The sequence below is a fragment of the Moraxella bovis genome (assembly GCF_025985205.1).
Lineage (GTDB): Bacteria > Pseudomonadota > Gammaproteobacteria > Pseudomonadales > Moraxellaceae > Moraxella > Moraxella bovis.
The window spans coordinates 32,295-57,500 of sequence record NZ_CP087840.1 but is presented as its reverse complement, the minus strand read 5'-3'; the positions used below and the strand labels follow the sequence as shown (position 1 = coordinate 57,500).

The window sequence follows — 25,206 nt, the reverse complement described above, 5'->3', positions numbered from 1 at the left end:
GAGCATCGCCACCACCAAGATCACGCCAACGGCTTGCATGGCAACCACAATTGTGGCGGACAATAAAATAAGCAACCCATAATGCAAAACTTTGGGCGACAGTCCTGCCACACGAGCATGACTTGGGTCAAAGCAGTACAACAATAAATCCTTGCCTTTTAACAGCACCGCCCCCAAAATCGCCCCACAAATTATCATGGTCTGGATAAGCATTTCACGGCTGATACCAAGCAGATTGCCAAACAAAATATGCTTTAAATGCTGGTCGGTGTCTATTTTGGTAAACATAACAAGCCCTACCGCAAACATGCCTGCAAAGACAATGCCCATGAGCGTATCTTCCTTGATACGGGTGTTATTTTTTAAAAACCCCACCGATATGGCACAAAATAGCCCCGCCACAAATGCCCCAAGCGACATCGGCACCCCAAGCCAAAACGCCACAATCACTCCTGGGAACACCGCATGGCTAATCGCATCGCCCATGAGCGACCAGCCCTTTAACACCACATAGCACGACAGCACCGCACACACCGCCCCAACAACGACCGATGATAATAGGGCGTGTTGCATAAAAGGGTAAGATAGGGGAGTTAGGAGAAGGTCAGTTAGGGGCATTTTTCTTTTACTTTTAAAACATTCTAGAAAATATCACAAAGTTTCCAAAATAGGTGTAGCAGAATTTACAATTTGCTTTAATACCTTAATATAATCATCTTTTTGTTCTAATAATTCATCTTTGTGAGCAATAATAAGTTGTAATTTTTGTATTTCGGATTTTAATTGAATGATTTCTTTTTCTAATTTTTCGTTACCATTATAATCATTATTATTGCCGTGATAATTTTCGCCAATTTGATAGACAATATTTTGATTGTCCATTTTTAATAAATCAAATAATTCCACCCCAAAAATATTGGCGATTTCGTTTAGGCGTTTTAGATTTGGCATACTTTTGCCTTGCTCAATTTTAGCATAGCCATTACGAGTAATGTCCAGCTTTTCCGCCATTTGCTCTTGGGTTAAGTGGTGTTTTTCCCTTAATTCACGAATGTTTTCAAAATCAATCATCTTATGTTCTCAAAAAAATGTTCAAAAGCATACTGTCAGTTGGAAAATGCTAAGTTTTGGTTGGTTTAAAGATTGGTCAAATTATTGTATCATAGGGGAAAATTTTTGGCAAATTAAAAATCAAATACAGGTAAATCTTATGAAGAAGTTAATGTTATTAAGTTTATTGTTAGCAAGCAGTCAAGTGGCAATGACGGTAAATTGGGTGAACACAGGCGTAACAGGAGAGCAAAAACAAATAATTTGGATAGATATTGACAGCATATCAGGTTATTATTTTAATAACTATGATAAAAACAATTACTATGTAACTGCTTGGTTAAAATTTGATTACCCTACTTCTCAAAAACTAAGAGACGGTCGCTCATATCATCAAGTAAAGGAGCTTTGGTATTTTGATTGCTTAGCTGGTAAATCAAATTATGGTGATGTGGTATTTTATGCCAGTAATGGCAATTTGGTTGTTAGTGGTAAGAACAATCATCTATCTACTTATTCATCTAGTAATTGGGATAGGATTGTTCCAGATACAGTAGCAGACGGTTTATCAAAAACAACCTGTAATTTTTATAACATCAAATCAGCTTATCAAACCAAATAAGGAAGCATTATTAAACTTCCACATAATTTTATCTTAATACACCAGTAGAATTATTAGAATATATAAAATGGAATATTTATGAAAGATAATCCTTCTGCAAATCTTGTCGTAGCCTGCATATATCTCACTCCATTTATTGCTTTTTTATTGATTATTTTATATATATTTATCGGTTTGCCATTTCAAAATAAATATAATTTTGAGAAAGAAATACAAAAATATGAAAATATGGCAAAAAATGGAGATATATTAGCACACTTTGAACTGGCTCACTTATACAAACGCGGATATCCTTTTTTTCTTAGTTTAGATTCTGATGTGGATTTACAAAAATCCGCTTACTGGTATGAGCAAGCAGCCCTAAAAGGCGATGCGGAAGCTCAATACAAAATTGCCGAAATCTATCAAAACGGTATTGGTATTCCAACGAATTTAAAAAATGCAAGTTATTGGTATGAGCAATCTGCCATACAAAACAATAGCGATGCACAATTTCAACTTGCCGAAAATTGGAGAAATGGTGCTGGTGTTCCCAAAAATAACAATAACGCAATTTATTGGTACATAAAATCAGCCGAAAATAATAACACTCAGGCAATGGAAAAAATTGGTATCATCTATCACGACGGTTTATTGGGTGTGGCGAAAAATAAGGAATTGGCACTTAGTTGGTTTCAAAAACTTAGAGATATGCCCAATTATACAATAAATAGTGATATAAATGCGAGATTATACTTTCTTGAAAACCCAATAGAGATTGCAAAACCACAGCAACCAGAATTACAAATCCCCCAACAACAATACGCTAATAAAAACAAACACTATCCATCAGAACATTATGGATATAGCAAAGAGCCTACCGCTCAATGCTGGGACGATACTTATTATTACGGTTTTAGTAGGCGTGGTGCTTGCTCTTGGAGTGGCGGTGTCAAATATTGGTTTTAATCTTGCAAGCACCCCTACAAAATTCACTTTTATTTTATAATAAATGATAGTCTAAAAACTCCAACTATTGGTTGGAGTTTTGAATTTAAAAAAACGGCAGTGGTTCAAAAAGTATGCTGTAACAAAAACTAAAAAGACAACTTAACCAAACAGTGGTAATTTACGGTTATGAAGACGACAATTACCATTACTTGCCCAAGTTGCCTATGTCATAGTATAAAGAAAAATGGCGTAAAAAGCTATGGCAAACAAAATTATTTTTGTAAAAATTGCCACAGACAGTTTGTCCAACAGTCAGAACTAAGCTACAAGGGCTGTTATTCGCACATAGACAACAAAATACGCTTAATGCTTGCTCGTGGGTGTAGCATTGCAGATATTGTGGTAATTGAACAAGTGAGCAAAGCAAAGGTGCTAAGTGTACTCACAAACAGCAACCACAAAATCAAACCCAAACAACAACATTACGACACCTTAGAAGTGGATGAGTTTTGGACTTATGTTGGTAACAAGAAAAACAAAGTTTGGCTCATCTATGCTTATGACAAAGGCACAGGTGAGATTGTTGCTTTTGTGTGGGGCAAACGAAACCTTGCTACTGCCAAAAAACTCAAAATACAACTTACCCAACTAGGCATTACTTTCAACAAAATTGCTTGTGATGATTGGGATAGCTTTTTAACTGCCTTTAAGCACTCTTTAAAACAAGTTGGTAAACGCTTTACTGTGGGTATTGAAGGCAATAACACCAGACTGAGAACCTTCGTCAGGCGAGCATTTAGGAGAACTTGCTGTTTTTCTAAAAAGCTAGAAAACCATTTCAAAGCATTTGAGTTGGTGTTTCATTATATTAACTATGGTTGGGTTTAGCATACTTTTTAGACCAGAGCCAAAAAAACTTTTCCTAAAACAGTTTAACGCACTATTTTAGGAAAATCAATTTTCTTAAAATAAACATCATCGTTATTTTAGGAAAACTTATTTCCTTAAAATAAGCACCACTCTTATTTTAAGAAACCCTATTTTTTCTCAAAACCCCAAACTTCGGCGAAAACAAAAACGCCATCACAAACAACATCGTCTGCAAGGACACAATCACACCCCCTGTTGCCCCGTCCAGATAGTAGCTTAGATACACGCCAAGCCCACTTGTGGTTACGCCTAAAAATCCTGCGATTAGAATAAGCGGACGAAATCTGTCGGTCAGTTGATATGCCGTTGCCCCAGGGGTGATGACCATCGCAATCACCAAAATCGCCCCCACCGTTTGCAGTGCCGACACCACGCACGCAGACAACAGACTAAAAAACAGCACTTGATACACTTTGGGCGACAGTCCCACCGATTTGGCATGAATTTCATCAAAAAACACAAGCAATAAATCTTTCCAAAAAACGAGCAAAAAACCAAGCGACACCGCCATGACAATGCCCACTTGTATCATGTCGGTATCGCTAATACCCAAAATATTGCCAAAAATAATCTCTTGAACATTGACAGACGTGGGATTGATAGAGATGATAAACAGTCCCAAGGCAAAAAACGTGGTAAAAATAAAGCCAATCACCGCATCTTCTTTTAGGTTTGTCAAAGATTTAACCCACAAAATCGCCAAAGACGCCAATATCCCCGAAAAAAACGCCCCAATCGCATAAGGCAAGCCGAGAGCATACGCAATCGCCACCCCCGGCACGACCGCATGGGACAAGGCATCGCCAATAAGCGACCAACCCTTTAACATCAAATATGCCGACAAAAACGCACACACGCCACCGACCACAGACGACATCACCATCGCTTTTACCATATATTCATAGGCAAAAGGCTCGGCAAGCAAGGCAAACAGCTCACTCATGGCATATCCTTATTTGGGTTTGAATTTGGTGTGGGGCTGGGCGTTGTGGTGTCGGTTTTAGGGTTGTACAGTTGTACGTCGTCATTTTTTGCCCGTTTTTGATTCATATTGACCTGCCCCACACGGCTCGCCTGTGCGATCTCATCGCAGTGGCTACGCTCGGGCGTGCCGTCATGCACCCCATAAAACACCGCAGGCACTTCATCGTCCGCCAAAATCGTAACCGCACGACTGTCATCGTCATCGTGCAGGTCCTTGCCTGCCAAGCGAATTTGCCGTAACACTCCCCCAAACACCTTCTCCAAATTCTCTTGGGTAAATGTCTCTTTGGTTGTACCACTTGCCAGCACGGTGCGATTTATCATCACCACTTGGTCGCAAAATTCTGGAATCGTCCCCAGATTGTGCGTGGAGATTAAAATCAAATGCCCTTCGCTTCGTAAATCGTCAAGCAGAGCCATAATCGCCTTTTCGGTTTTGACATCAACGCCTGTAAACGGCTCATCAAGCAGGATAATTTTGCTTTCTTGGGCAAGCGAGCGAGCCAAAAACACCCGCTTTTTTTGACCGCCTGACAGTTCGCTGATTTGCCTGTCTTTTAGATGAGAAATATCCACCCGAGCCATGGCGTCTGCTACCTTTTGGCGGTCGATTGCCTTGGGCAGTCGCAAAAAATTCATATGGCCATACCGCCCCATCATCACCACATCATAAACCGACACAGGAAATTGCCAGTCCACTTCTTCGGCTTGGGGAACGTATGCGACAAGGTTTTGTTTTAGGGCGGTGTTAATGGGCAAACCACAGAGCAAAATCTGCCCTGATTGAGGTTTAATCAGTCCCATAATGGACTTAAACAGCGTGGATTTGCCAGAGCCGTTTACCCCCACCAAGGCACAAGTTGTCCCACCTGTTAAGGCAAAATTCATGTCAAAAAGGGCGTGATGACCGTTGGCGTAACGCACGGACAAATCCTGAACACTAATGCTGGCGGTTAAATCGTGAATGTATGTCATAATTGTGAAAAATTGATTTAAAAAAGATAGAAATTTTTGAAATTAGCACAATAAATCAATGGTGGATTTGTAGGGGTAAATTGCAATTTGCCCAATAAAACCCTTAGCATTTGGGCGTTGTATTCGCCCCTACCGCCTAATTTATAAACACTATATTCCCATATTTTGTAAATCAAAAATTTGGCAAGATACCGTATTTTATCTTGCCAAATCGCCTTGTCAATTATTTTTGAGCTTTTGCGTCTTCAAACCCTTTAACCACCGTGCTTGCCGTTACATTTAACAAGTCAAGATAAGTTGGCACTGCACCGTCTTTTTCGCTTAGGCTGTCCACATACAGCACACCGCCATAATACGCTCCTGCTTCTTTGGCGACTTGTTTGGCAGGTTTGTCCGAAATGGTGCTTTCGCTAAATACCACAGGAATTTTGTTGGTTTTGACCGTGTCAATAAGTGCCTTGACCTGCTGGGGTGTGCCTTGCTGCTCGGCGTTAATGTCCCACAGATAGGCTTCTTTTAGCCCATAATCTTTGGCAAGGTAGCTAAATGCCCCTTCAGAGGTAACCAGCCAACGCTCATTTTCAGGAATTTGAGCAAGTTTGGCACGAAGTGGCTCGTCCATGGCTTTGATTTTTTTGGCGTATTCTTCGGCATTTTTGATGTACACGTCTTTGTTTTTGGGGTCGTGTTTGATGAATGCGTTTTTGATATTTTCCACATAAATCAAGGCGTTAGACGTAGACATCCAAGCGTGCGGATTTGGCAAATCCTTATATGAGCCTGCCTTGATAGGTATGGGCGTGATACCGTCCGTTACCACCACCGCAGGAGTGTCTTTGGCATCGGCATAGAATTTTTCAAACCAACGCTCCAAGTTCATGCCATTCCACAAAATCAAATCGGCTTCTTTGACCTTGGCAATGTCCTTTGGGGTCGGCTCATAGTCATGAATCTCCGCCCCTGCTTTGGTAATGGAATGAACGTCTGCTGCGTCCCCTGCGACATTTTGGGCAATGTCTTCAATAATGGTAAAGGTCGTTACCACCGTCATTTTGTCGGTTTGGGCGGTGGGTGTGGGGGCTTGTTCGGTTTTTTGTTCGGCAGGCTTGTCGTTGCCACAGCCGATGAGAGCAAGGCTAAGCCCCAAGCAGGTCGCCCATTTTTTTAACTCAAAAGAAGGTATCATCATAAAATTTCCAACCACATCAATAAATTGAAATTACCCTTATTCCATTGGTTTAAACATACATCAAAAAACCATGTTATAAATAAGGAATTTAGATGATGATAATAATACTCATTAATTGTTAAAAAATCAAGGGGTTTGATAAAATAAATAGGGCGTGCCTGCCTTTTGTATTTGCAATGAAAATGAGGAAAATCGCCCGTTCTTCAAGGAAAAAGTGAAGTTTGATGGTCATTCTATCCAACGAGCTTTTATTATGAAAAACATCCGACCACTTAATCTGATAAATCTTAAGATTTTAACTTAATTTTAAAAATTGATAGTAGTCCAAAAAGTATGCTGAACTAGGTTTTCCGTTCGCCCTGAGCCTGTCGAAGGGTCGGAAAACCGTTATGGTTCGACAAGCTCACCACGAACGGTTTTCTTTGTAGCATACTTTTTGAACCAGAGCCTAAAAATTAAGTGGTCGGATAGCCATTTTTCATGCAAAAACATTGTTTTATTTCTAAAACATTTCTATATTTTAAATTGTGTTATAAAGGTTAGGCACGCCCTACACAAACCAAAAACCCTGCCAATATCATAGCAAGGTTTTTGTCAAATCAAAATTTAACATTTTAAAATGTCAATATTTTTTGATTAAATTATTTTTAATTATTTCACACGTTTTTTACCCGTGGCAAACTCATAGATGAACAGCACGATGATGGCACCAATCACTGACAGCACCAAGCCACCAAAACCGCCCTCAACTGACATGCCCAACACACTCGCCAAAAATCCGCCAACGACCGCCCCGACAATACCTAAAATAACGGTCATAATCCAGCCCATTGAGTCTGCCCCTGGTTTGATAGCACGTGCCAACAGTCCTGCAACCAATCCTACAATGATTGTCCAAATAATACTCATGATGTCTCTCCTATAACTGCCTAGCCCATAAATGCTTTGGCAAATCAATTAAACCATGGTTAAACAATGGTCTTAGAATACCTTTACCAACCTGACCAATTTGCTTTGTCTGCTTTTTACTTGATGTAAAAGTTAAACGAATTGTAAGCCAATCTTACCGCCCACACTACCCCAAAAACGTTAATAATGTAGGACGAATGTCAAATTTTAGGCAGATTTTTGATGATTTGGTTAAAATCTTAGCAAATATGCAATGATTGTGAGTGATTTTTGTAAAAAAGAGCAATAAAAAAGACCTGCCTAAGCAAGTCTTTGTGATGGTTAAGTCAGTATTTCCAAAATCCGCCCATGTATCCCTTCAAATCCGCCATTACTCATGACAACGATGGCATCGCCTGAGCGGACATTTGCCTTGATAAATGCCAAAATTTCATCAATGCTATCAAGTACGACTTGCCCACCCGTCTCGCCAACAGCTTCTTTTAGTCCCCATGACAAGCCTTTTGGCTCATACCAAATCACACCGTCCGCCAATGACGCAGACGGAGCAAGCTCGGCTTTATAAACACCCAATTTCATGGTGTTAGAACGTGGCTCAATGACCGCCCAAATTTTGCGACCTGTGAGTTTTTTCTTAGCACCGTCAAGCGTGGTGGTAATGGCAGTCGGATGATGGGCAAAATCATCATACACTTGCACCCCGCCAATATCGCCGATGAGCTCCATACGGCGTTTTATCCCTGCAAAGTTTGACAGAGCCTTGCACGCTGTCGCCACACTCACGCCCACGCTGTACGCCCCTGCGATAGCCACCAGAGCATTATTGACATTATGCACGCCACTCATGCCCCAAGTTACCGTACCTGTCTCATCGCCTGTTTGTCCGATATGTTTCACGTGAAACACCGAGCCGTCCGCTTGCTCCAAAGTCGCTTGCCAATCTGCTTCATCACCGACGCTTGTCCGCCAAACAGGTGTCCATACGCCCATTTTTAGGGTATCTTCTAAGCTCTCCACGCCTTTTGGCATGATGATTTGACCGCTTGGCGGTATCATGCGAATCATGTGATGAAATTGGGTTTGAATCGCCTTTAAATCAGCGAAAATATCAGCATGGTCGTATTCTAAGTTATTTAAAATTGCAGTCGTGGGACGATAATGAACAAATTTTGAGCGTTTGTCAAAAAAAGCACTGTCATACTCGTCCGCTTCAATGACAAAATAGTCTTGACCCAAATGCGAGCTGTGGGTAAAGGCAGATTTTAAGCGTTCATCATCGGTAGCCACAAGTGGTACGCCACCAATCAAAAAGCCTGTGTCAATCCCTGCATATTGCAAAATCCAAGCAAGCATGGTCGTGGTTGTGGTCTTGCCATGCGTGCCTGCCACCGCTAGGACATGGCGGTATTGTAGGACGTGTTCGGATAAAAATTGTGGAGCAGACGTGTAGCGAAGTCGCTTGTCCAGCATATATTCCACCGCCTCCATGCCACGTTTGCAGACGTTGCCCACCACCACCAAATCAGGGGCAGGGTCTAGGTGAGCTGACTTGTAGCCCTCCAAAATCTCAACGCCAGCGTTGTGAAGCTGGGTACTCATGGGTGGATAAATGGCGGTGTCCGAGCCTGTAACGGTATGCCCAAGCGAACGTGCAATCAGGGCAAGCGACCCCATAAACGTCCCACAAATACCCAAAAAATGAATGTGCATGATGGTGCCTTACTATGATAATTTGGCAAATTATAGCAAATTTTGGTAAAAGACGGTTTTTTTATTTCTTGAATCATCAAACTAACTGCAACACCTTTTGATAATAGACCTCATAAGGTGTTCGCCAATTTAAACATTTTCTAGGTCGCAGATTGAGTTTGGCGACCTTTGTTTGTATGTATTGATTGTCCCACTGGTTAATATCAGACCCTTTGGGGAAATATTCTGTTAATAACCCATTGGTGTTTTCATTGCTTCCTCTTTGCCAAGGCTGTCTTGGTGGTGGAAAGTGGATGGTTGCTTTTAAGTGGTCTGTTATTTTTCGATGTTTGGCAAATTCTTTCCCTCTATCTGGTGTGATTGTATGCACAGGCTGATTCACTAAGGCATTGATGATGGCTTGACTGACCAAGGTTGCTTTTTTGGCTTTGACGGTTGTGCAAATTAAAAAACGACTACATCTATCTACCAAAGTAACAAAACAAGCCTTGATACAAACCCCGATAGATGATTGCATAACTCACCGTTATTTGGCTACCTTCAAGGGCTAAGCGATGCTGTATTTGCTCAGGCGACCATTGATGGTTAAATAGCTTGTCTTGTACCAAGTTAAATACATACGGATTGGTGAGCTTTAAGCTCGGGCGACAGGCTTGTCTTCTTGTTTGGTAAAGACAAGTTGCTTTGATTGCCAAATAATTGTCAACACCGCCATTTCTCTTGATTTCACGGCAAATGGTGGACTTGGCTCTGTTTAATTGTTTGGCAATTATACCCATAGATTTACCCAAAGATAACAAAACCATTATCTTTTCACGCTCATCTATGCTAAGATGTTTGTAAGAAGTGTTCATGCTCTTTAATGCTTTATTTTGTGTGGTGACTTAATAATACATTAAATTGATGAACGCTTCTTTATGTTATTTGGTGTTGCGGTTGGGTTGTGAATTTAAGGCTAAAATAAAAAGACGGAAAAATTTTTCCGTCTTCTCTTTTACCTTAACCTTACATCTGCTTTTTTAGTATCCTGGCAAACCCAACACCCAGTATCACCAAAAACACCGCAAACATGGCAAGGGTCAGCTCAGGTATGCTAAACCCCAACATTTGCCAGTCTATCTCAGCACATTCGCCCGAGCCTTTTAGTACCTCTTGGAACACCTGCAAAATCGGCAAGGTATCGACCCAGTAGTTCAGCCCTGGGCCGCAGGCAGGCACTTCATCGGCAGGCAGGTGTTGAAGCCACACATGACGACCTGCCACCCCAAGCCCCCACAACGCCCCAAGAGCCATACCGCCCCATAGGGTAAGCTTAGCCCAAAGTTTTTTGGGGTTTACAAGCATGCCAACAAAGGCAAACACCCCCATTATCCACACGCCAATTCGCTGAAAGATACACAAAGGACACGGGTCAAGACCCAAATGCTTTTGAAAATAAAAAATCGCCACAAAGGTCGCCACGACCGACAAGGCAAATAAGCACGCACACAGCGTGCGAAAAGTTAGGTGTTTTAACATGGTGCTATCTGTATTGTTGTAAGTATTCATAAAAATCTTGGGTCTCTTCTCGCTCTAACTGCTGTTGGTCGGCAAAGGACTGTATGGCAATGTTGGCATAATTAAAGGCGTTTTCATTGCTGATGGCATAGCCAAGCAGTTCATTTTGGTGCTTTTGTGCCAAAAACTGCCCAAGTTTCCATGTACTGCCAAGCCGTCTTGAATCCGACTCAATCTGTGCCGACAGCGTAAAGTTTGGATTGGTTGCCTTGCCTTGCATGAGTGCCAATGCACTGCGATAGTCGTTGCCCTCGTGATATTCATCAAAAGCGTCCGCAATGGGCTGCATCTCGTTCAAAGTACGCATAATCCATTCATGTAGCTCCTGCTCGCCTTGCTCGGTCGTGATACGCACGCCTTTTTTGCGACCGTGATTGACAACCGTTTCTACATTGTCCGCCAAATACTGCTCTTCATCAGGTAGCAAATCAGGCGACTCGGACAGCAAGCAATACAACGCCAAAATCTCCAAAAAGCACGCCGTAGCGGTCGTGATACCGATGTCGCTATACGGGTCTAGGTCAATGGCACGAAACTCCACATAGGCAATCCCCCGACTTTGTAGGGCGTGCGTGGGTGTCTCGCCTGATTGGGTTACTTGTTTTGGGCGGATGGGACTATAAAACTCGTTTTCAATTTGCAAAATATGGTCGTTAATCTGCACAGGATTGCCGTCTTTGTCGTCCACCCCAATGTCCGTAAAGTCGGCAAATGGCGTACCAATGGCTCGTCTTAGTCCTTTGATGTATTCATCCAAATCGTTGTAGCGAATGTCCAGCTCTTTTTGAACGCTGTTGGTATAGCCCAATTTGCCCATGCGTAAGCTTGTGCCGTTGGGCTGATAGTAAGTGTGCTTGGCGTTGTCAAGCGGTAGAAGGTCATGCGTGCGACCTGTCAAAAAACATCCGCACACGCTCGGGCTTGCCCCAAGTAGGTATAAGACAAGTGGCGTTAGGCGTTTGAAGTTGCGAATTAGCCCCAGATATTTTTTGTTTTTAAAATCTTGTAAATCGGTGCAAACTTCCGCCTTTGCCCATTTGTTAAACAAGTCATCGCCCACCGATAGATTATAATGCAATCCTGCAATGGTCTGCATTTTGCGACCGTATCGCACCCCAAGCCCTGAGCGGTAGAGCGTTTTGAGTTTGCCGATGTTGGACGTGCCATAATCAGCAAGCGGAATGTCGCTGTCATCTGCCGACAACATACACGGCATGGATAACGGCCACATCAGCTCGCCATATTCTAGCGAGCGATGCACCAGCACATGAAGCTCACGAAGCATATCCAAGGCATCTTTGATGGTGGCTTTGGGTGTGGTGATGAGTTCTAATAAGTTTTCAGAATAATCGGTGGTGATGTAGGGATGGGTGAGTTTTGAGCCGAGTTTGGCAGGGTGGAAGACTTTGGAGGCGTGTCCGTTGGGCTGCATACGCAAACCTTCTTTTTCTATGCCACGCTTCATGCCCGCCACAAGGGCTGAGTTAAACCAAGTGGGCAGGGTAAAATGTAAAGATGGATTCATTATATTATCCGTATTAAACTATTAATGTGTCTAGGGGATGTTGAACCTTTACAACACAATTTAACATTTAGAAATTTTGTAGAAATAAAATGATGTTTTTGCATGAAATGGCTAAATCTTGCTTTTATTGCAAATACAAAAGTTCAACACTCCTATTATAATAGAGATGGGCGTATGACTGCAAAGAATTTTTGGAAAAGATGCTTATTCATTTGGTAAAATATATCAATAGAGAACCAAATCGATACATTTGATTGATAAATATTTGGCAATAAATCTCTTTCTAAACTAAAAATAAACCCTTATAAACACTGGGTTTGAAGTTTTTAAAGATCTATAAAAATCGGGGTTTGGAAAGAAGTCTAATAAAAACTCACCCGATATGTTATTATTGGGTGAGTTTTAAGTAGCAACTTAGAATGATAATAACAGAGCTACTAATTTCTCCATTCATCACCCATGCCACAGCTATTATCACGGCATTTTCTACCATTGGCGCTTAGAACAAGTGCACCATCTCTAGCTTGTGTACCAGCTGCACTTGGATTTGCTGTTAATACCCAGTTACCAGAGTCTAGGTCACCGATGGTTACATTATATAATGCAATACCTGAGCGAGGATAGCCCCCAAGCAAATCTTGGATGGCTTGGTTGTTGTTAGCTGCCAAAGCACGGTAACCGCCCCGTCCCACCGCCAGCTTTCTTGCCTCTAACTGCCTACCAATATTTTGTAATTCTGTCATCATGTCTGCACGCTTAGTACGCACAACATAATCTTGATAGCTAGGAATGGCAATGGCTGCCAAGATGGCGATAATCACCACCACAATGATTACTTCTATCAGTGTAAATCCCTGTTGTTTATTCATCACCAAGTCTCCTGCCCTGCAGCATTACAGGTCGTCGTAGCTAGACCTACCACAGTCGGATTAGCACCAGCGCTGGATTTACACTTAAAACCTGTGCTACGCAGTACAAAAGCACTGGCGTTATTAATGCTGCCATTATTGGGATTTGGCGTGGCATGCATCACCCAAGAGCGTCCCGAGCCTACAATGTTGGCATTAATGGCAGGATTTAGACCGACTGCTGTATTATCACCGTCTCTTAACTCAATACGATAGCGAAAGTTATTTTGGTTACTGCCTAACGGCACGAATATAACAGTACCGTTAGGGGTGTTATTATTATCACCGTAACTATGAATCAATCTTCCGTTATTATCGACATCTCTGACAGGTACAAAACCACGATAGGTCATGGCAGATGCTCGCCATCTATCTAAATCCACTTGGATTCTACCCATGGTAGACTGCACCTCTGACTCTGCATTGCGAACAACCATGTTGCGATAGTTAGGAAGGGCAATGCTGGCAAGTATCGCCACAACTATTACCACAATTATCAGCTCCAACAAGGTAAAACCCTGCTCGTGATGTTTAACGAAAAACCTCTGAGTCATATCATCTCTCCGCATTTTGGAAATCGTACCAACGATTCACTCGCAGGTTGTATCTTTCACTGTCAATCTGTGGCTGTGAGGGCAAATCAACACCGACACCAGTATTAACCGATGTACCTGCCGTATCAACGAAACGACCATCTGAACCACCACCTCGGGAAGGGCTAGTGTTTGCCATACTGGCTCTTTCTTGTACGGTTTGAGCACTTAGGAAGGTACGCAAGTTTGTGGTTGTATCACGCTCTGAAGTATAGGCGACGGTTGCCAACTCTTGGATGCCCATACCAGCCGTTGCATAACCTAACGTGCCATTTGCAGATGGTTTTTCGGCAGTATTGGTTGGGCAGACACCCCAAGGCATACAATACATTTGACGCTCTGTTGCACCTATGGTACGAGCTTCACACGTCCCACCACTACCAAACTGAAAATCAGGACTATAGACACTGTTATAGTACACGCCACCTGCAACCATGCCCGGTCCGACCGCTTTTAGGTTCTCAACATCAATACGTCCATCATAACGAATCATGTCATAATACCAACCCATGTGCTCATATACTGGCAGTTTGATGGTGGTATCACCCACTCTAACTTCTTTTTCTTCATTGAGCTTTTTGTCTCTCATGGTTTTGATGAGCGACTCACGGTATTGTTCTGTGTCTTGAGCTCCAGCAATCTCCTTGGTGTCCATTTTTCGTAAATTTGAATTATTTAGGTTGATGCTCATCAATCCATCTGCCCCAATCAACGAGTTGGTTACACGGGTGCTGGCGATATCACGATCGATAATACCATAGATACGGTTTGCGTCTGACAATCCACGGCGACGGCTTAGTGGCGAACTTCTGTCCCCTGAGGCGACATTGACCACCGCAAAACGCTGTGAATCATTAGGATCGGTATAAAAACTTGCAATCGGTGCTTCATAAAAACGATAAGGGATGTGATTTTCGCCCAAACCACCCTCGTTGGCGTTAAATACCCTGACCACACCTCTGGTTATCTTGTTGGTCAGTTCTGTCTCGTTATTTTCGCCTGATAGCTCAATTAAGTCAACACGAAACACCTGACCACCCAAATCGGCAAAATACAGATGGTCAATATAACCGTTATTGTTGCGGTCAAGTGCTGTAATGCCACTCACCACGCTGTGATTCATATAATCCAACCCGCTAGTGGTTGTAACACCTGTATTACCAATGTTCTCACCTTTTGTCCAGCGTCCAACCAGCTGTCCTGTCTCTGAGTCGACCATATAAACCGCATTACCTTTGGTCTCTGCTTTGTTAGCACACGTTGTATCCTTATTGTCAGCATCATTTAGTTTGAACAGGGTGTTCTCATAGCACATGTCATAGCCACCGCCAAAAATCAACACCTCACGCTCAATACTTTCACCTCTACTGCCAGTTCCGGTTTTGATTTTTGCCACAACAGGTTTCGCCCAAATTTGACCCATGCGTTCAAATCCAGCTGTTTTGCTGTCTATGCTAAATAGCATGCTAGGTGCCGATCTATCGGTCAAATCCAAGCCATAAAGACCCTCACCCCCCATACGCAGACCGCCGTAGGCATAGATATGACCTCGCCCCTGAGCTGTTGCATTATTCGAAGCGGCAATTGCATCGGTGGTAATCCGTGTGGGTGAAGCTGAAAAGTCATAGTTGTATTTAGCATTAATCACCCAAGGTGCATCGACCCCAAAGGCAGGCTCGCCAGAAGTGCCTGTTCCTGATGGGCTTAGAGCTCTACGCTGTTTGTCATCTTCAAACATTCTGCGAGGGATAAAACTAAACTCCTCTTCGCCAGTGCTGGCATTTGCCATAAGTAAAGAACCGCTCATGGAGCCATACAGCACGTAGTCCTGACGACCTTGTGTTGATGAGACGTTGCCTGTGCTGTCAAACTGACCTTGGTATGCCACCAATGCTGGTACAGAGTGATGTATACCACCCATGACCGGCTTGCCTACAGGTGCTTTGCTAAACTCACTTTGTAGTTTAGCATTCTGCTGTGCTGGCGTGCCTTGATAGTCTGATTCTAACAAAGACACATTACCAAAGCCCAGGTAATGCAGGATATACGCCTTATCTAAGGCACTGTAGCTCGCTGACAAGGTATCAAAGCCAAATAGCTGACCGTTTTGGACACCTACCTTCTTCATCTTACCAGCATCTTCTACATAGACTGTACGCACGGTATTCTTGTTGTTTGCCGTAGGCGTGGGCAAGCGTGCATAGCTACCCCCTGTGGTAATGGCACCATCGGCGGCATCTCCTTTTTGCCATATATCCAGAGCCCTAGGGTTGGTGGCATAGGGGAAGGTGGAGCCTCCTGCCGTCTGATAGAGTCTGGTCACCCCATCTCTACCATATAATGTGCCGTTTAGCGTGTGGTATTTTTTTAAGTTGCCCGGCCAGGTCGCAGGGGCGTCCGCAATATTCGCCTGTAGCATGGGCAGATAGGCATAAGGCTGCAAGCTGGCGATAGATAATGGGTCAGTTGGCACAGCCACCGTTCCTGAAGGAGCGGCTGAGATACTGCCCGTCACACTAGTTACAAATTCAACAATACTTCTGGCGACATCTTTCGAAGATTCGGCATAATAAAAACCGCCCTGACCATACCCATGACCACGCTCACCCAGATAACATAGGTTTTTCGCATCACGGTTTTTGATGCGAGAGCAGTCATAGATATTTCTGGTGCTTTTTTCACCTGTGAAAAGATCCACCACCTCCTTGTTGGTCTTATATCTACCTGCATCTTCGAAGACCTTACCAAAACCGACCGTGGCTGTCAAAATCGGCTTACCCACCTTGTTATCTTTACTGGTCAATACCTTGGCAAACTCGCCAATACACTCCCACTGAGGATGACCGATGGTGCTTCTAGCGCTGGCATAGCCACTACCAGCACTAATGATATCTCTAGGTTTGCCATTAATAGAGCAAAGTCCACCATTTAAAGACAGACGGTTCGCCCCCAAGGCAGCATTCATGATGGAAGTGGTGGCATTGTCAGCAACGCCATTACCGCTGGCGTTGTTGGGCTCACCATCTGTCAGAAAGTAGATGCCTTGACCGTCACATTGACTACTACCAATCGGGGAGGCATAAGTGTTGTCTTTGATGGCATTTGAGTGTGCCATGTTAAAACCACTGCCTGTAGCCCCCTTGGGTAGGGTTTCTTTTTTATAATAAAAAGTTGTCCGTCCATTACTATATTGATAATTCGCACCAAGATCAGCTAATAGCTGTCGGCTAAATGTTGCCCTCATAATACCATAATTCGGACATGTGGTGTCTAGCCGACCTTCTTTGGGCTGTGGTGCAGTACAGCGAATCATGGGAGTACCGTTCGCTGGGTTGTTACCATACGTTACCAAAGTATAAAAGTCCGCCATCTCTGTTGAGCCACTCGTGGTCGTCCCTAGCATATACGCCCCCGCTTCGGCATAGGCATGAGCGGTGGGTGTGTTGGTGCTGGCTGTCAGACCCGCGATGATTTTCGCCATCGCCAGTCTGTGCTCATAAGTCAGCTCAGAGACAGGATAAGAGATGACCCCGCCACCATCAACGTCACTTCTATAAAAAAAGTTACCCAGCCCGATCTTATACTGCATATAGTCAGCCCCAAAGCCTGTGGCTGGATCGGCCAGCAGTGGCATGATGGCATCTTTTAGACGTGCCATACGATCATAATACGCCGTCGAGGTGCAGTAGTTTCTTGTATAACTGACACGCTCGCCAGGACTGCCATCATCTTTTTTGACAACAACTGAGTTACTGTCAGACCGAATATATCGAGCATTGGGACATCCTTTACCAGGATAATCAACGCCCACACTGCCTGGACCCATCGATCCTGAGTTATCCAGCATCAGCATGACTGATGAGCCACCACCTGTAGGTGCTTCATAGATTTCTAGGTCGCCAATGCGTTTTTCGACAGTATTGGCATGAGATTGTAGTGTCGCTGCACTCATGACCGTCATGGTGGCGATAATGGCGTGACTAAGCTGTTTTATTGAAAATTTTTTCATCATATATTACCTTGGTATTTTAATAATAACTACTCTTAAGATTCTTATGGTGTAGGTGCCCGACAGGTGCCGTCTGCAGCAAGCTGAGCATTGTCGCAGACATCCGCCTCTCTTTCAAAGCGCAGAGTAGCTTCTTCAACGATGGCTTTGGCAGGGACACCTTGCTCTTGGAGACAAGTGGTTAAATTTCTTGTACCGAAGTTATTGCCATAGTTGGCATTCGTAATATCACCGACCGCCATATCCATACAATTCCTAATATCAGCACTGCCAGCACTGGACAAGCCAGGCAACATAGACACACTGTGCATGGCAATGCGAGAGCTGGGCGACGTTAAGCCTGCACCAGTCTGCTCGCCTTCTAATGCTAACTTAAAATTATCACTATCGGCAGTCTGACTGGTTAATCCACGGGTTACCACCTGAGTCATAACAGTGTTACGCCCCGATATATAGTCTTGGGCATTATTGGGGTTGCAAGCACCATCATTGGTACGCATGGTGCCGCCACCTGGCAGTAACACACGAGCTCTCTCGACATCAAAAAATGTCTGTGCATTGGGTGTGTAGCAAAAACGCACTTGATGGTCTACTTTCTCATTAGGGTCCGCATTGGCACCACCGATGGGAATGAAGTAGCCAAGCACACCTCTAGTCTGAGACATCATCTGGGGGCGAAGCACGTGATTATTATCGCCAGCTACCGTCTCGATATGAGCCAATACAGAGTCAGATGAGTTTAACATCAGCACGTCAGCTTGTTCATTGGTGGCAACACGTAAATCCAAACTACCCTGACGCACCGCTATCATGCCTGCAATCGCAATCAAAAGCAAAAATAAGAGCACAGCAATCAGTGCCACCCCAGATTCAGAGCGATTTACCATAGTACCACCTTTATTATATTGTTGTATTGTCATAGTCGCACCAAGACATGATTAAGAACGACCACGTGAATTACGTAGCATGATGTTAGTCTCATAGACACGACGAATAAATCTGCCTTGATCAGCTTTCATCCCAACTTGATTACCTAAAATAGTATAAGTTGGATTTTCTGGAGCATCAATCGATGAGACACTACCTTTAGTCAAAAGACCAAGCTGAATGGCGATGATTGCTGTGTTAGCTCCCATACCATTATATTCTGTCGGCGTCACATAATGAATACCGTCACCATTGGCAACACCAAATCTCACCTGAAAATCATCAATGCCTGAGACAATCAACGCCCCGTCATCGCCAAAGCGATGGATGTTATTCTGCTCGGTGGCACCCGTTAGAATGGTCGCATCTGCCGTCCCCTGACCACCATCTTCAACGATGACATCAGAGACATATAGACCAGCATCACAGCGAAGCTCTAAGGTATCGCCATTGGCTCGGACAAAGTATCGCTCGATAATAATCTGACCATCAATGGGCCCGACAGGGTTACCTGGCATTTCTAAAACACCCGTTCTAGGCCCTAACACCAAATTACCTTCACAGTCACGCATGTTCACAGGTGCTCTATACTGAATGGTTAGCTGATCACTACCACCACCATTGGTGTTTGTCGTGGTAGCATCTAATGCATCTCGACTAAGAAGATCAGTGGTAAGATTGCCTAACGCGCGAACAGCCTCAGCATTAGCGCCACCTGCTAATACGCCACTGTCCACAGCACTGGCCTTGGAAGCCTCTGACAGACCCAAACCCGCCATACGGATATTATTCTCAATATGTTGCAGACCAAATACATTGGCATCTAGGATACTAGAACCCGCTTCTTGGACAGTGGCTGTACGTACGCTGATCACATATACCTGACCAACTGCTGCGATGATAAGCAAAGCTAACACAAGAGAGATCATCAACTCTATGAGAGTAAAACCTTGTTGTTTATTCATCATTAGTAAGTCTCCAATACAACACAGCTTGAACCACGATTGTAGGTGCCTTGATCAGAAATACAGTCTTCATTGCCACCACCAACGGTCGGAGTTGTCTCTCCCCAGCTTGCAATCAGACAAACACGCACCAATCCTGCACCAGGACAGTCCAAAGCGTTTAGCATCATTTGGTTATCTGCAGCCAGTCTCATGGCTTGATGGGCAGTATAATCCACCTGCTGTGCTGCAGTGCAAGCGGATGTTGCACAGTTTGTGCCAGGTGCAGCTGGTATGGCTGCTGCATAAGTGGCAGGGTTTGCACTAGTGCCATGTGCAGCGATGGCATCACGATATCTTTGCTTCATGTCTGCGGTAGGATGCAAACGCATGTCCTCTGCAATATTACGTACTGCTACCATGGCATCGCTACGAATAAGCGTCTCATCTGTTGCCTTTACCGCTCTCATCTGCATGGCACTAAACCCAAGCACAGCAACAGCAAGCAGTAGTAATGATACTATAACCTCTACCATGCCCAAGCCATGTTGGCCAATACAGGTATTCTGTCTTAACATTGGCTATTCTCCGAACGTAAGCTAACATTACCATTAACATCAACCGCCACCACTCGTCCTGCACGAGTTCTTTCACTATCACAAGCAACCGTAAAGGTCGATGCTGGATTAACTCGCTTGTTTGCTAAAAATACCACCGTGGCAGCACCGCTTGATGTTGTTACTGGCGTTGAGGTGTTGATATTAAAATTCTTTAATGTGGTACCCGCTACCGTCAATGTCGCATTATTTCCCGTCAGAGTAAGTGTCACATCCTGTCGGCGCATCATACTCTCTGCACGTGCCTCTTTCATGGCAGCGACAATGGTTTGGGCGGTAGATTTATTACGCTGACTCTCTAATGACCTATTGATATTTGGAGCAGCAATAGTGGCTATGACACCTATAATTACAACAACAATGATTAGCTCAACCAAGCTAAACCCCAACTGTTTAGATGGTACCACATGACCACATCTAGATACTGAAAAGGACACGGTGTATTCCTTATAATTTTGCCGAATTGTCATACAATCTCAGCTTTTTAGGACAAAAATACAAATATAAATACAGATAAAAGAATTGTTGCAAAAATATTCCACATATCGCAAATTTTAGGGGAATAGGGCTTTTACTTTCATTATTCATACAAAAAACATACAAATACAGCCTGTTTATGCTAAAGCTCATATTATGCAACAATCCATTGACGGTCTGTAGGATTTTTATTTTTTGCGAATTTATTTTGTTATTATACAACTAGGGCACCCCAAAATACCAAATATAGCGACCAACCGACAAATAATTGGCATTATTGGCAAAGTGATTGTTTGAAAATAAAAAACACCTGCCAAAGACAGGTGTTTTTTAATCATTATCTTAATTCGAATTAAGAGAAGTCTAATTCAGTTTCAAAACCTTTTAGGCTGTGACGAGCCATTGCTAGATTTGATTTTTGACGATCAAGCACTAGGTACAAAAATAGATTCTCGTTACGTACTAGTGGACGGAGAAGGTGATATTGACCGCTTAGAGTAATCAGGATGTCTTCAATAGACTCGTTAAGACCCAATGCTTTTGCAGTTTTACGCTTAGCACGTACCACTTCAGTGTTACCAGCAGCAGCTAGTTCTAGGTCAACGCCAGTACCCAAAGCAGCTAGGGCAAGACCTGATTCGCTATCAACCAATGCTGCTGCGATGAAACCGTCGATGTCGCTTAGACCGTCAAGAGATAATTTAGCCATGATGCTATTCCTTAAAAAGCAAATTAATATTGAGATTAATGACGATTTAAGTAATAGTTATCAATAATTAAATATTTTAAAATTAACAAGTTAATTTAAAATTTTAATGACTATTAACAAATTTCTAAAAATCGTCATATCATAACAAAATCATGTATTAGCATTTTGTTATGTGTGTATTAAACCACACCAAGAAATAAAATGCAAGCATTATTTTGAAATTTTGTGCGGAAAAAATAGAAAAATCAATTTTTTAATAAAAATTTATATAAAAATCAATTACTTTTATAATGTACACTCTACAAAATGAAAAAGTGCTACGGTTTCCGTTCGTGGTGAGCCTGTCGAACCATGACGGAAAATAGCTCAGGGCGAACAGTTTCCGTGGTAAAATTCAATTTTGTTAGCTGTATGGTTTTTTTAAAAGATTATTTTTAATTTTTAAAACTATTGATTTAAGCAAACACCCAATATGGCTCAAGACATGCCTAATATAATAAATGATAATCATATACAATATCTTACCATCAATCCACCCTAACCCAAATCGGCATGGTCTGTGAATATTGGCTCGTGCCATAGCTCCCACGTGTGGTGTTGTCGGTGCGAATGTCGCCGATTTTTGTCCATTGTCCACGGTGTAGCATGATGTCATTGGATAGATTTTGGATGCTAAGCGTGCCTGTGCGTGCCGACTGGTGTAGACTTAGGCGGATTTGACCGTTTGGTGAGACGGTCGCTTTGGCAGAAAAACCATCTGTGAGCGCCACCCAAGACGCACCAAAATTCACCCACACTCTGCCATATCGCTGATGAGCTTGCCCACCTACAAGCCCGATGAGCGTGCTTTGAGTGATAGACACAGGCGAGCCTGACAGGGTTTGTACGGTGTAGTGCTGATTTGTGGTGCTTTGGCTTTGGGTGTTGTGATATTGCCCGTTTATCCACACCTGCCGAGAGATGCCGACATTGACATGACCGCCTTGACTGCTTTGGGCGGTTTGGTTGTTTAGGGCAAGCGAGATGTTAAGCTGGGTGGGGGCAACATCCACTTGACGGACAAGGGCGGAGATACGCTCATAGTCGGCAGGGGTCGCCTTGATGATGAGTTTGTCTTGATATAGCCGTGCCGTGCCACGATTGCCAAGCTCATCTTGGATGATGTCAAGTAGGGCAGGGCCGCCATAGGTGTGAATGACATACATTTGGGTGTTGGCGTGGGCGAGCGTGGCAAGAAAGCTTAAAATGATGAGTGGTTTTTTCATAAAAAATAAAAGGTTAAAATGGCTTTTTAAGTAACTTTTAGCTATTTTAACCTTTTTTAGAAAGGAGCTTGTAGGTTTATTGTGTGCAAAAATTACCAGTCAAACCATTTGACAAGCCATTTATTTCAACCCAAGCACGTCCTGCATGTCATACAGCTGTGCAGGTTGGTTATGGAGCCACAAGCCAGCTCGTACTGCCCCATTGGCAAAGGTCATACGGCTTTGGGTTTTGTGGGTAATCTCGACAATCTCGCCATTCATGATAAATTCCACAGTATGTTCACCGACAATCTCACCTCCACGCACCGCATGAATGCCAATCTCGCCATCGGTGCGTTTGGCTTGCCCTTGTCTGCCATAGACAGCGGATGTTTTGAGCGTTTGTCCACGGGCATCTGCCACCGCATTTGCCATCATGAGAGCCGTGCCGGACGGTGCGTCTAGCTTATGTTTGTGATGATGTTCGATGATTTCGACATCTGCGTCCATGCCTAGCACTTTGGCGGTGGTGGCAAGTAGATTTAACGACAAATTCACCCCTGTGGAGTAGTTGCCAGCATAGACGATAGGGATGTGTTTGCTTGCCTCATGCAGTTTGGCTTCTTGGGCTTCGTCAAGCCCTGTTACTCCCATGACAAGGGCGACTTTGTTGGCGATACACGCCTCTAACACCTCATCTAAGGCATCGGGCAAACTAAAATCGATGAGCACGTCCACCCCTGACAAATCTAGCGTAGAGAGTGTAACCCCACATTTACCCACGCCCACAAACTCGCCTGCGTCCACGCCGATAAGGCTAGATATAGAACGGACAAATGCTCCCGCTAGGTTGGCTTTGGGGTTGTCTAGTGTGGACTGGATGAGCATACGCCCCATGCGACCTGATGCACCCATGATTGCGATGTTTAGTGCCATGATGATTTTCCTTGGGATTAAAGTTTAAGATGATTTGATGATAACCAAAAATTTGCCAAAAGTAAATTTAAAAAATAAGATTTTGGCTCAAAAAGCATGCTACAAGGGAAAACTATTGCCTGCTCATAACGGTTTTCCGACCCGTAGGCATGGCTCAGAGCGAACGGAAAACCTAGTTTGGCATACTTTTTAGGCTACCACCAAAAATAAAAAACACGGTAAAATTTTACCGTGTTTTATTTGAAAGGTTAGGTTTAATCAAAAATGTCTTTAACTTCATCTTTGATTTTATCAAAAAAGCCTTTTTTCTTGGCACTTACTCCGTTGTCGCCATTTAGGGTTTTGGCGAATTGTTCGAGCAGGGATTTTTGTTCGCTTGTCAAGTTAGTGGGTGTCTCAACGATAATGCGACAAATTAAATCGCCCTGCATGCCACCACGCACGGTCGTTACACCCTTGCCACGCACACGCAGGAGCTTGCCACTTTGGGTGCCTTCGGCGACTTTGATTTTTAGGCGACCACCGCCTAACGTGGGGATTTCTACTTCATCGCCAAGTGCGGCGGTGGCGATATTGACAGTAATATCAAGGTGCAAATCCGCCCCATTTCTGATAAAGATGTCGTGCGGTCTGACATGAATCTCGACATATAGGTCACCATTTGGCATGCCACTGTCGCCCGCTTCGCCCTTGCCTGATAGGCGGACACGGTCGCCATTGTCCACGCCGGCAGGGATGGAGACTTCTAGGGTCTGAGATTTGTGCTGTTTGCCTTTGCCATGGCAGTTGTGGCAGGGGTTTTTGATTTTTTTGCCAGTGCCGCGGCAGTCAGGGCAAGTTTGCTGCATGACAAAAAAGCCCTGTTGGACACGCACCTGACCATGTCCGCCACAGGTAGGACAGCTGACGACATCGCTGGCAGACTTCGCCCCTTTACCATCGCAGGTCTCACAGTGAACGCTCGTGCTGTATGTGATTTCTTTTTTACAGCCAGCCACCGCTTCTTCTAGGGTGAGATTGATTTGGTAGAGCAAATCCGCTCCTTTGCTAGCACGAGAAGAGCCACGAGAGTTGCCAAACATATCACCAAAGATGTCGCCAAAACCGCCACCGCCACTAAAACCACCACGAGCCCCACCGCCAAAGAAACTGCCAAAGATGTCGTTTAGGTCATCGGCACTAAATCCGCCAGCATTGCCAAAACCACCGTTATTCATGCCCTGCTCAAAGGCACTGTGTCCCATGCGGTCATAAGTGGCACGTTTTTGAGCATCCGAAAGCACTTCATACGCCATCGTCGCTTCTTTAAACTTTTCTTCGGCACTTGGGTTGTCTGGATTTTTGTCGGGGTGATATTTCATCGCAAGACGGCGGTAGGCTTTTTTAATCTCTTTATCGTCTGCCGACTTGTCCACGCCCAAAATGGTATAAAAATCTTTACTCATGTGTTGTCCTGATTGG

Annotated in this window: 23 protein-coding genes and 2 pseudogenes (1 of these 25 cut by a window edge); 3 read left to right on the top strand and 22 right to left on the bottom strand. The window is 43.7% G+C overall.

Features of this window, described 5'->3' with window-relative positions; translation table 11 throughout:
- A protein-coding gene (locus LP107_RS00250) for a metal ABC transporter permease (RefSeq protein ID WP_181879504.1) crosses the window boundary here: on the bottom strand, positions 1 to 618 show its 5' portion. The gene continues 213 nt to the left of window position 1, outside the view; 618 of the gene's 831 nt are visible here — the first part of the coding sequence; it begins with the start codon at positions 616 to 618; its stop codon lies off the left edge, out of view.
- A gap of 33 nt (positions 619 to 651) precedes the next feature.
- Positions 652 to 1,071, bottom strand: a complete 420-nt coding sequence (locus tag LP107_RS00245) for a helix-turn-helix domain-containing protein (RefSeq protein ID WP_264676049.1) — start codon at positions 1,069 to 1,071, stop codon at positions 652 to 654.
- A gap of 46 nt (positions 1,072 to 1,117) precedes the next feature.
- On the opposite strand from LP107_RS00245, the gene LP107_RS00240 reads away from it, so the two are divergent.
- From LP107_RS00240 to LP107_RS00230, 3 genes are all read left to right on the top strand, one after another.
- A complete protein-coding gene (locus LP107_RS00240; RefSeq protein WP_228157736.1) occupies positions 1,118 to 1,672 on the top strand; it encodes a surface-adhesin E family protein in 555 nt (184 codons plus the stop codon).
- 78 nt (positions 1,673 to 1,750) lie between these two features.
- The gene (locus LP107_RS00235) at positions 1,751 to 2,620 is read left to right on the top strand and encodes a hypothetical protein (RefSeq protein WP_264676050.1); all 870 of its coding nucleotides are present in this window, start codon (positions 1,751 to 1,753) and stop codon (positions 2,618 to 2,620) included.
- Between the two features lie 168 nt (positions 2,621 to 2,788).
- Positions 2,789 to 3,490 (top strand): IS1 family transposase, encoded by a 702-nt coding sequence (locus tag LP107_RS00230; RefSeq protein ID WP_078275358.1) that lies wholly within the window; start codon positions 2,789 to 2,791, stop codon positions 3,488 to 3,490.
- 139 nt (positions 3,491 to 3,629) lie between these two features.
- Here the strand turns inward: LP107_RS00230 and LP107_RS00225 are convergent, their stop codons facing one another.
- The 20 genes and pseudogenes from LP107_RS00225 to dnaJ all read right to left on the bottom strand — a co-directional run bounded on the left by LP107_RS00225 (position 3,630) and on the right by dnaJ (position 25,190).
- Positions 3,630 to 4,475, bottom strand: coding sequence for a metal ABC transporter permease (locus LP107_RS00225; protein ID WP_276001878.1), 846 nt, complete (start codon positions 4,473 to 4,475; stop codon positions 3,630 to 3,632).
- The gene (locus tag LP107_RS00220) at positions 4,472 to 5,491 is read right to left on the bottom strand and encodes a metal ABC transporter ATP-binding protein (protein WP_078274982.1); all 1,020 of its coding nucleotides are present in this window, start codon (positions 5,489 to 5,491) and stop codon (positions 4,472 to 4,474) included. Before LP107_RS00220 ends, LP107_RS00225 begins: the two co-directional genes overlap by 4 nt.
- A 223-nt stretch (positions 5,492 to 5,714) precedes the next feature.
- Positions 5,715 to 6,680 (bottom strand): metal ABC transporter substrate-binding protein, encoded by a 966-nt coding sequence (locus LP107_RS00215; protein ID WP_228157735.1) that lies wholly within the window; start codon positions 6,678 to 6,680, stop codon positions 5,715 to 5,717.
- Between the two features lie 651 nt (positions 6,681 to 7,331).
- Positions 7,332 to 7,589: a GlsB/YeaQ/YmgE family stress response membrane protein gene (locus LP107_RS00210; protein WP_078274981.1), complete on the bottom strand. Its 258-nt coding sequence runs from the start codon at positions 7,587 to 7,589 to the stop codon at positions 7,332 to 7,334.
- Between the two features lie 321 nt (positions 7,590 to 7,910).
- Positions 7,911 to 9,299 (bottom strand): UDP-N-acetylmuramate:L-alanyl-gamma-D-glutamyl-meso-diaminopimelate ligase, encoded by a 1,389-nt coding sequence (mpl, locus tag LP107_RS00205; protein WP_112741668.1) that lies wholly within the window; start codon positions 9,297 to 9,299, stop codon positions 7,911 to 7,913.
- Positions 9,300 to 9,375: 76 nt separating this feature from the next.
- A pseudogene (locus LP107_RS14385) lies at positions 9,376 to 10,153 on the bottom strand (IS30 family transposase).
- A gap of 151 nt (positions 10,154 to 10,304) precedes the next feature.
- The gene (locus LP107_RS00190; protein ID WP_228157734.1) at positions 10,305 to 10,847 is read right to left on the bottom strand and encodes a disulfide bond formation protein B; all 543 of its coding nucleotides are present in this window, start codon (positions 10,845 to 10,847) and stop codon (positions 10,305 to 10,307) included.
- Positions 10,822 to 12,381, bottom strand: coding sequence for a glutamate--cysteine ligase (gshA, locus tag LP107_RS00185; RefSeq protein ID WP_112741667.1), 1,560 nt, complete (start codon positions 12,379 to 12,381; stop codon positions 10,822 to 10,824). The genes LP107_RS00190 and gshA overlap by 26 nt, the downstream gene beginning before the upstream one ends.
- Before the next feature lie 437 nt (positions 12,382 to 12,818).
- Entirely contained in the window at positions 12,819 to 13,250 is a 432-nt protein-coding gene (locus LP107_RS00180) for a type IV pilin protein (protein WP_112741666.1), read from the bottom strand.
- Positions 13,250 to 13,843, bottom strand: a complete 594-nt coding sequence (locus tag LP107_RS00170) for a prepilin-type N-terminal cleavage/methylation domain-containing protein (protein WP_158079701.1) — start codon at positions 13,841 to 13,843, stop codon at positions 13,250 to 13,252. Before LP107_RS00170 ends, LP107_RS00180 begins: the two co-directional genes overlap by 1 nt.
- 1 nt (position 13,844) lies before the next feature.
- Positions 13,845 to 17,891 (bottom strand): pilus assembly protein, encoded by a 4,047-nt coding sequence (locus tag LP107_RS00165; protein WP_264676052.1) that lies wholly within the window; start codon positions 17,889 to 17,891, stop codon positions 13,845 to 13,847.
- A gap of 44 nt (positions 17,892 to 17,935) precedes the next feature.
- Positions 17,936 to 18,778: a hypothetical protein gene (locus tag LP107_RS00160; RefSeq protein ID WP_264676053.1), complete on the bottom strand. Its 843-nt coding sequence runs from the start codon at positions 18,776 to 18,778 to the stop codon at positions 17,936 to 17,938.
- 51 nt (positions 18,779 to 18,829) lie between these two features.
- Complete coding sequence (locus LP107_RS00155) at positions 18,830 to 19,693, bottom strand: PilW family protein (RefSeq protein ID WP_264676054.1); 864 nt, start codon at positions 19,691 to 19,693, stop codon at positions 18,830 to 18,832.
- Positions 19,694 to 19,711: 18 nt separating this feature from the next.
- A pseudogene (locus LP107_RS14565) lies at positions 19,712 to 19,783 on the bottom strand (prepilin-type N-terminal cleavage/methylation domain-containing protein); the annotation flags it as partial.
- Between the two features lie 2 nt (positions 19,784 to 19,785).
- On the bottom strand, positions 19,786 to 20,340 hold the full coding sequence (gene pilV / locus LP107_RS00150; protein ID WP_115368888.1) for a type IV pilus modification protein PilV: 555 nt from the start codon (positions 20,338 to 20,340) through the stop codon (positions 19,786 to 19,788).
- Positions 20,334 to 20,849: a GspH/FimT family pseudopilin gene (locus LP107_RS14560; protein ID WP_115368887.1), complete on the bottom strand. Its 516-nt coding sequence runs from the start codon at positions 20,847 to 20,849 to the stop codon at positions 20,334 to 20,336. The genes pilV and LP107_RS14560 overlap by 7 nt, the downstream gene beginning before the upstream one ends.
- A gap of 359 nt (positions 20,850 to 21,208) precedes the next feature.
- Positions 21,209 to 21,565 (bottom strand): hypothetical protein, encoded by a 357-nt coding sequence (locus LP107_RS00140; RefSeq protein WP_029103448.1) that lies wholly within the window; start codon positions 21,563 to 21,565, stop codon positions 21,209 to 21,211.
- 527 nt (positions 21,566 to 22,092) lie between these two features.
- Positions 22,093 to 22,830, bottom strand: a complete 738-nt coding sequence (locus tag LP107_RS00135; RefSeq protein ID WP_078274972.1) for a hypothetical protein — start codon at positions 22,828 to 22,830, stop codon at positions 22,093 to 22,095.
- A 120-nt stretch (positions 22,831 to 22,950) separates the two neighbouring features.
- Positions 22,951 to 23,745: a 4-hydroxy-tetrahydrodipicolinate reductase gene (gene dapB / locus LP107_RS00130; protein WP_078274971.1), complete on the bottom strand. Its 795-nt coding sequence runs from the start codon at positions 23,743 to 23,745 to the stop codon at positions 22,951 to 22,953.
- A gap of 254 nt (positions 23,746 to 23,999) precedes the next feature.
- Positions 24,000 to 25,190 carry a molecular chaperone DnaJ gene (dnaJ, locus tag LP107_RS00125; protein WP_112741660.1) on the bottom strand — a complete coding sequence of 397 codons (1,191 nt, stop codon included), beginning with the start codon at positions 25,188 to 25,190 and terminating at the stop codon, positions 24,000 to 24,002.
- Positions 25,191 to 25,206: the final 16 nt, after the last annotated feature.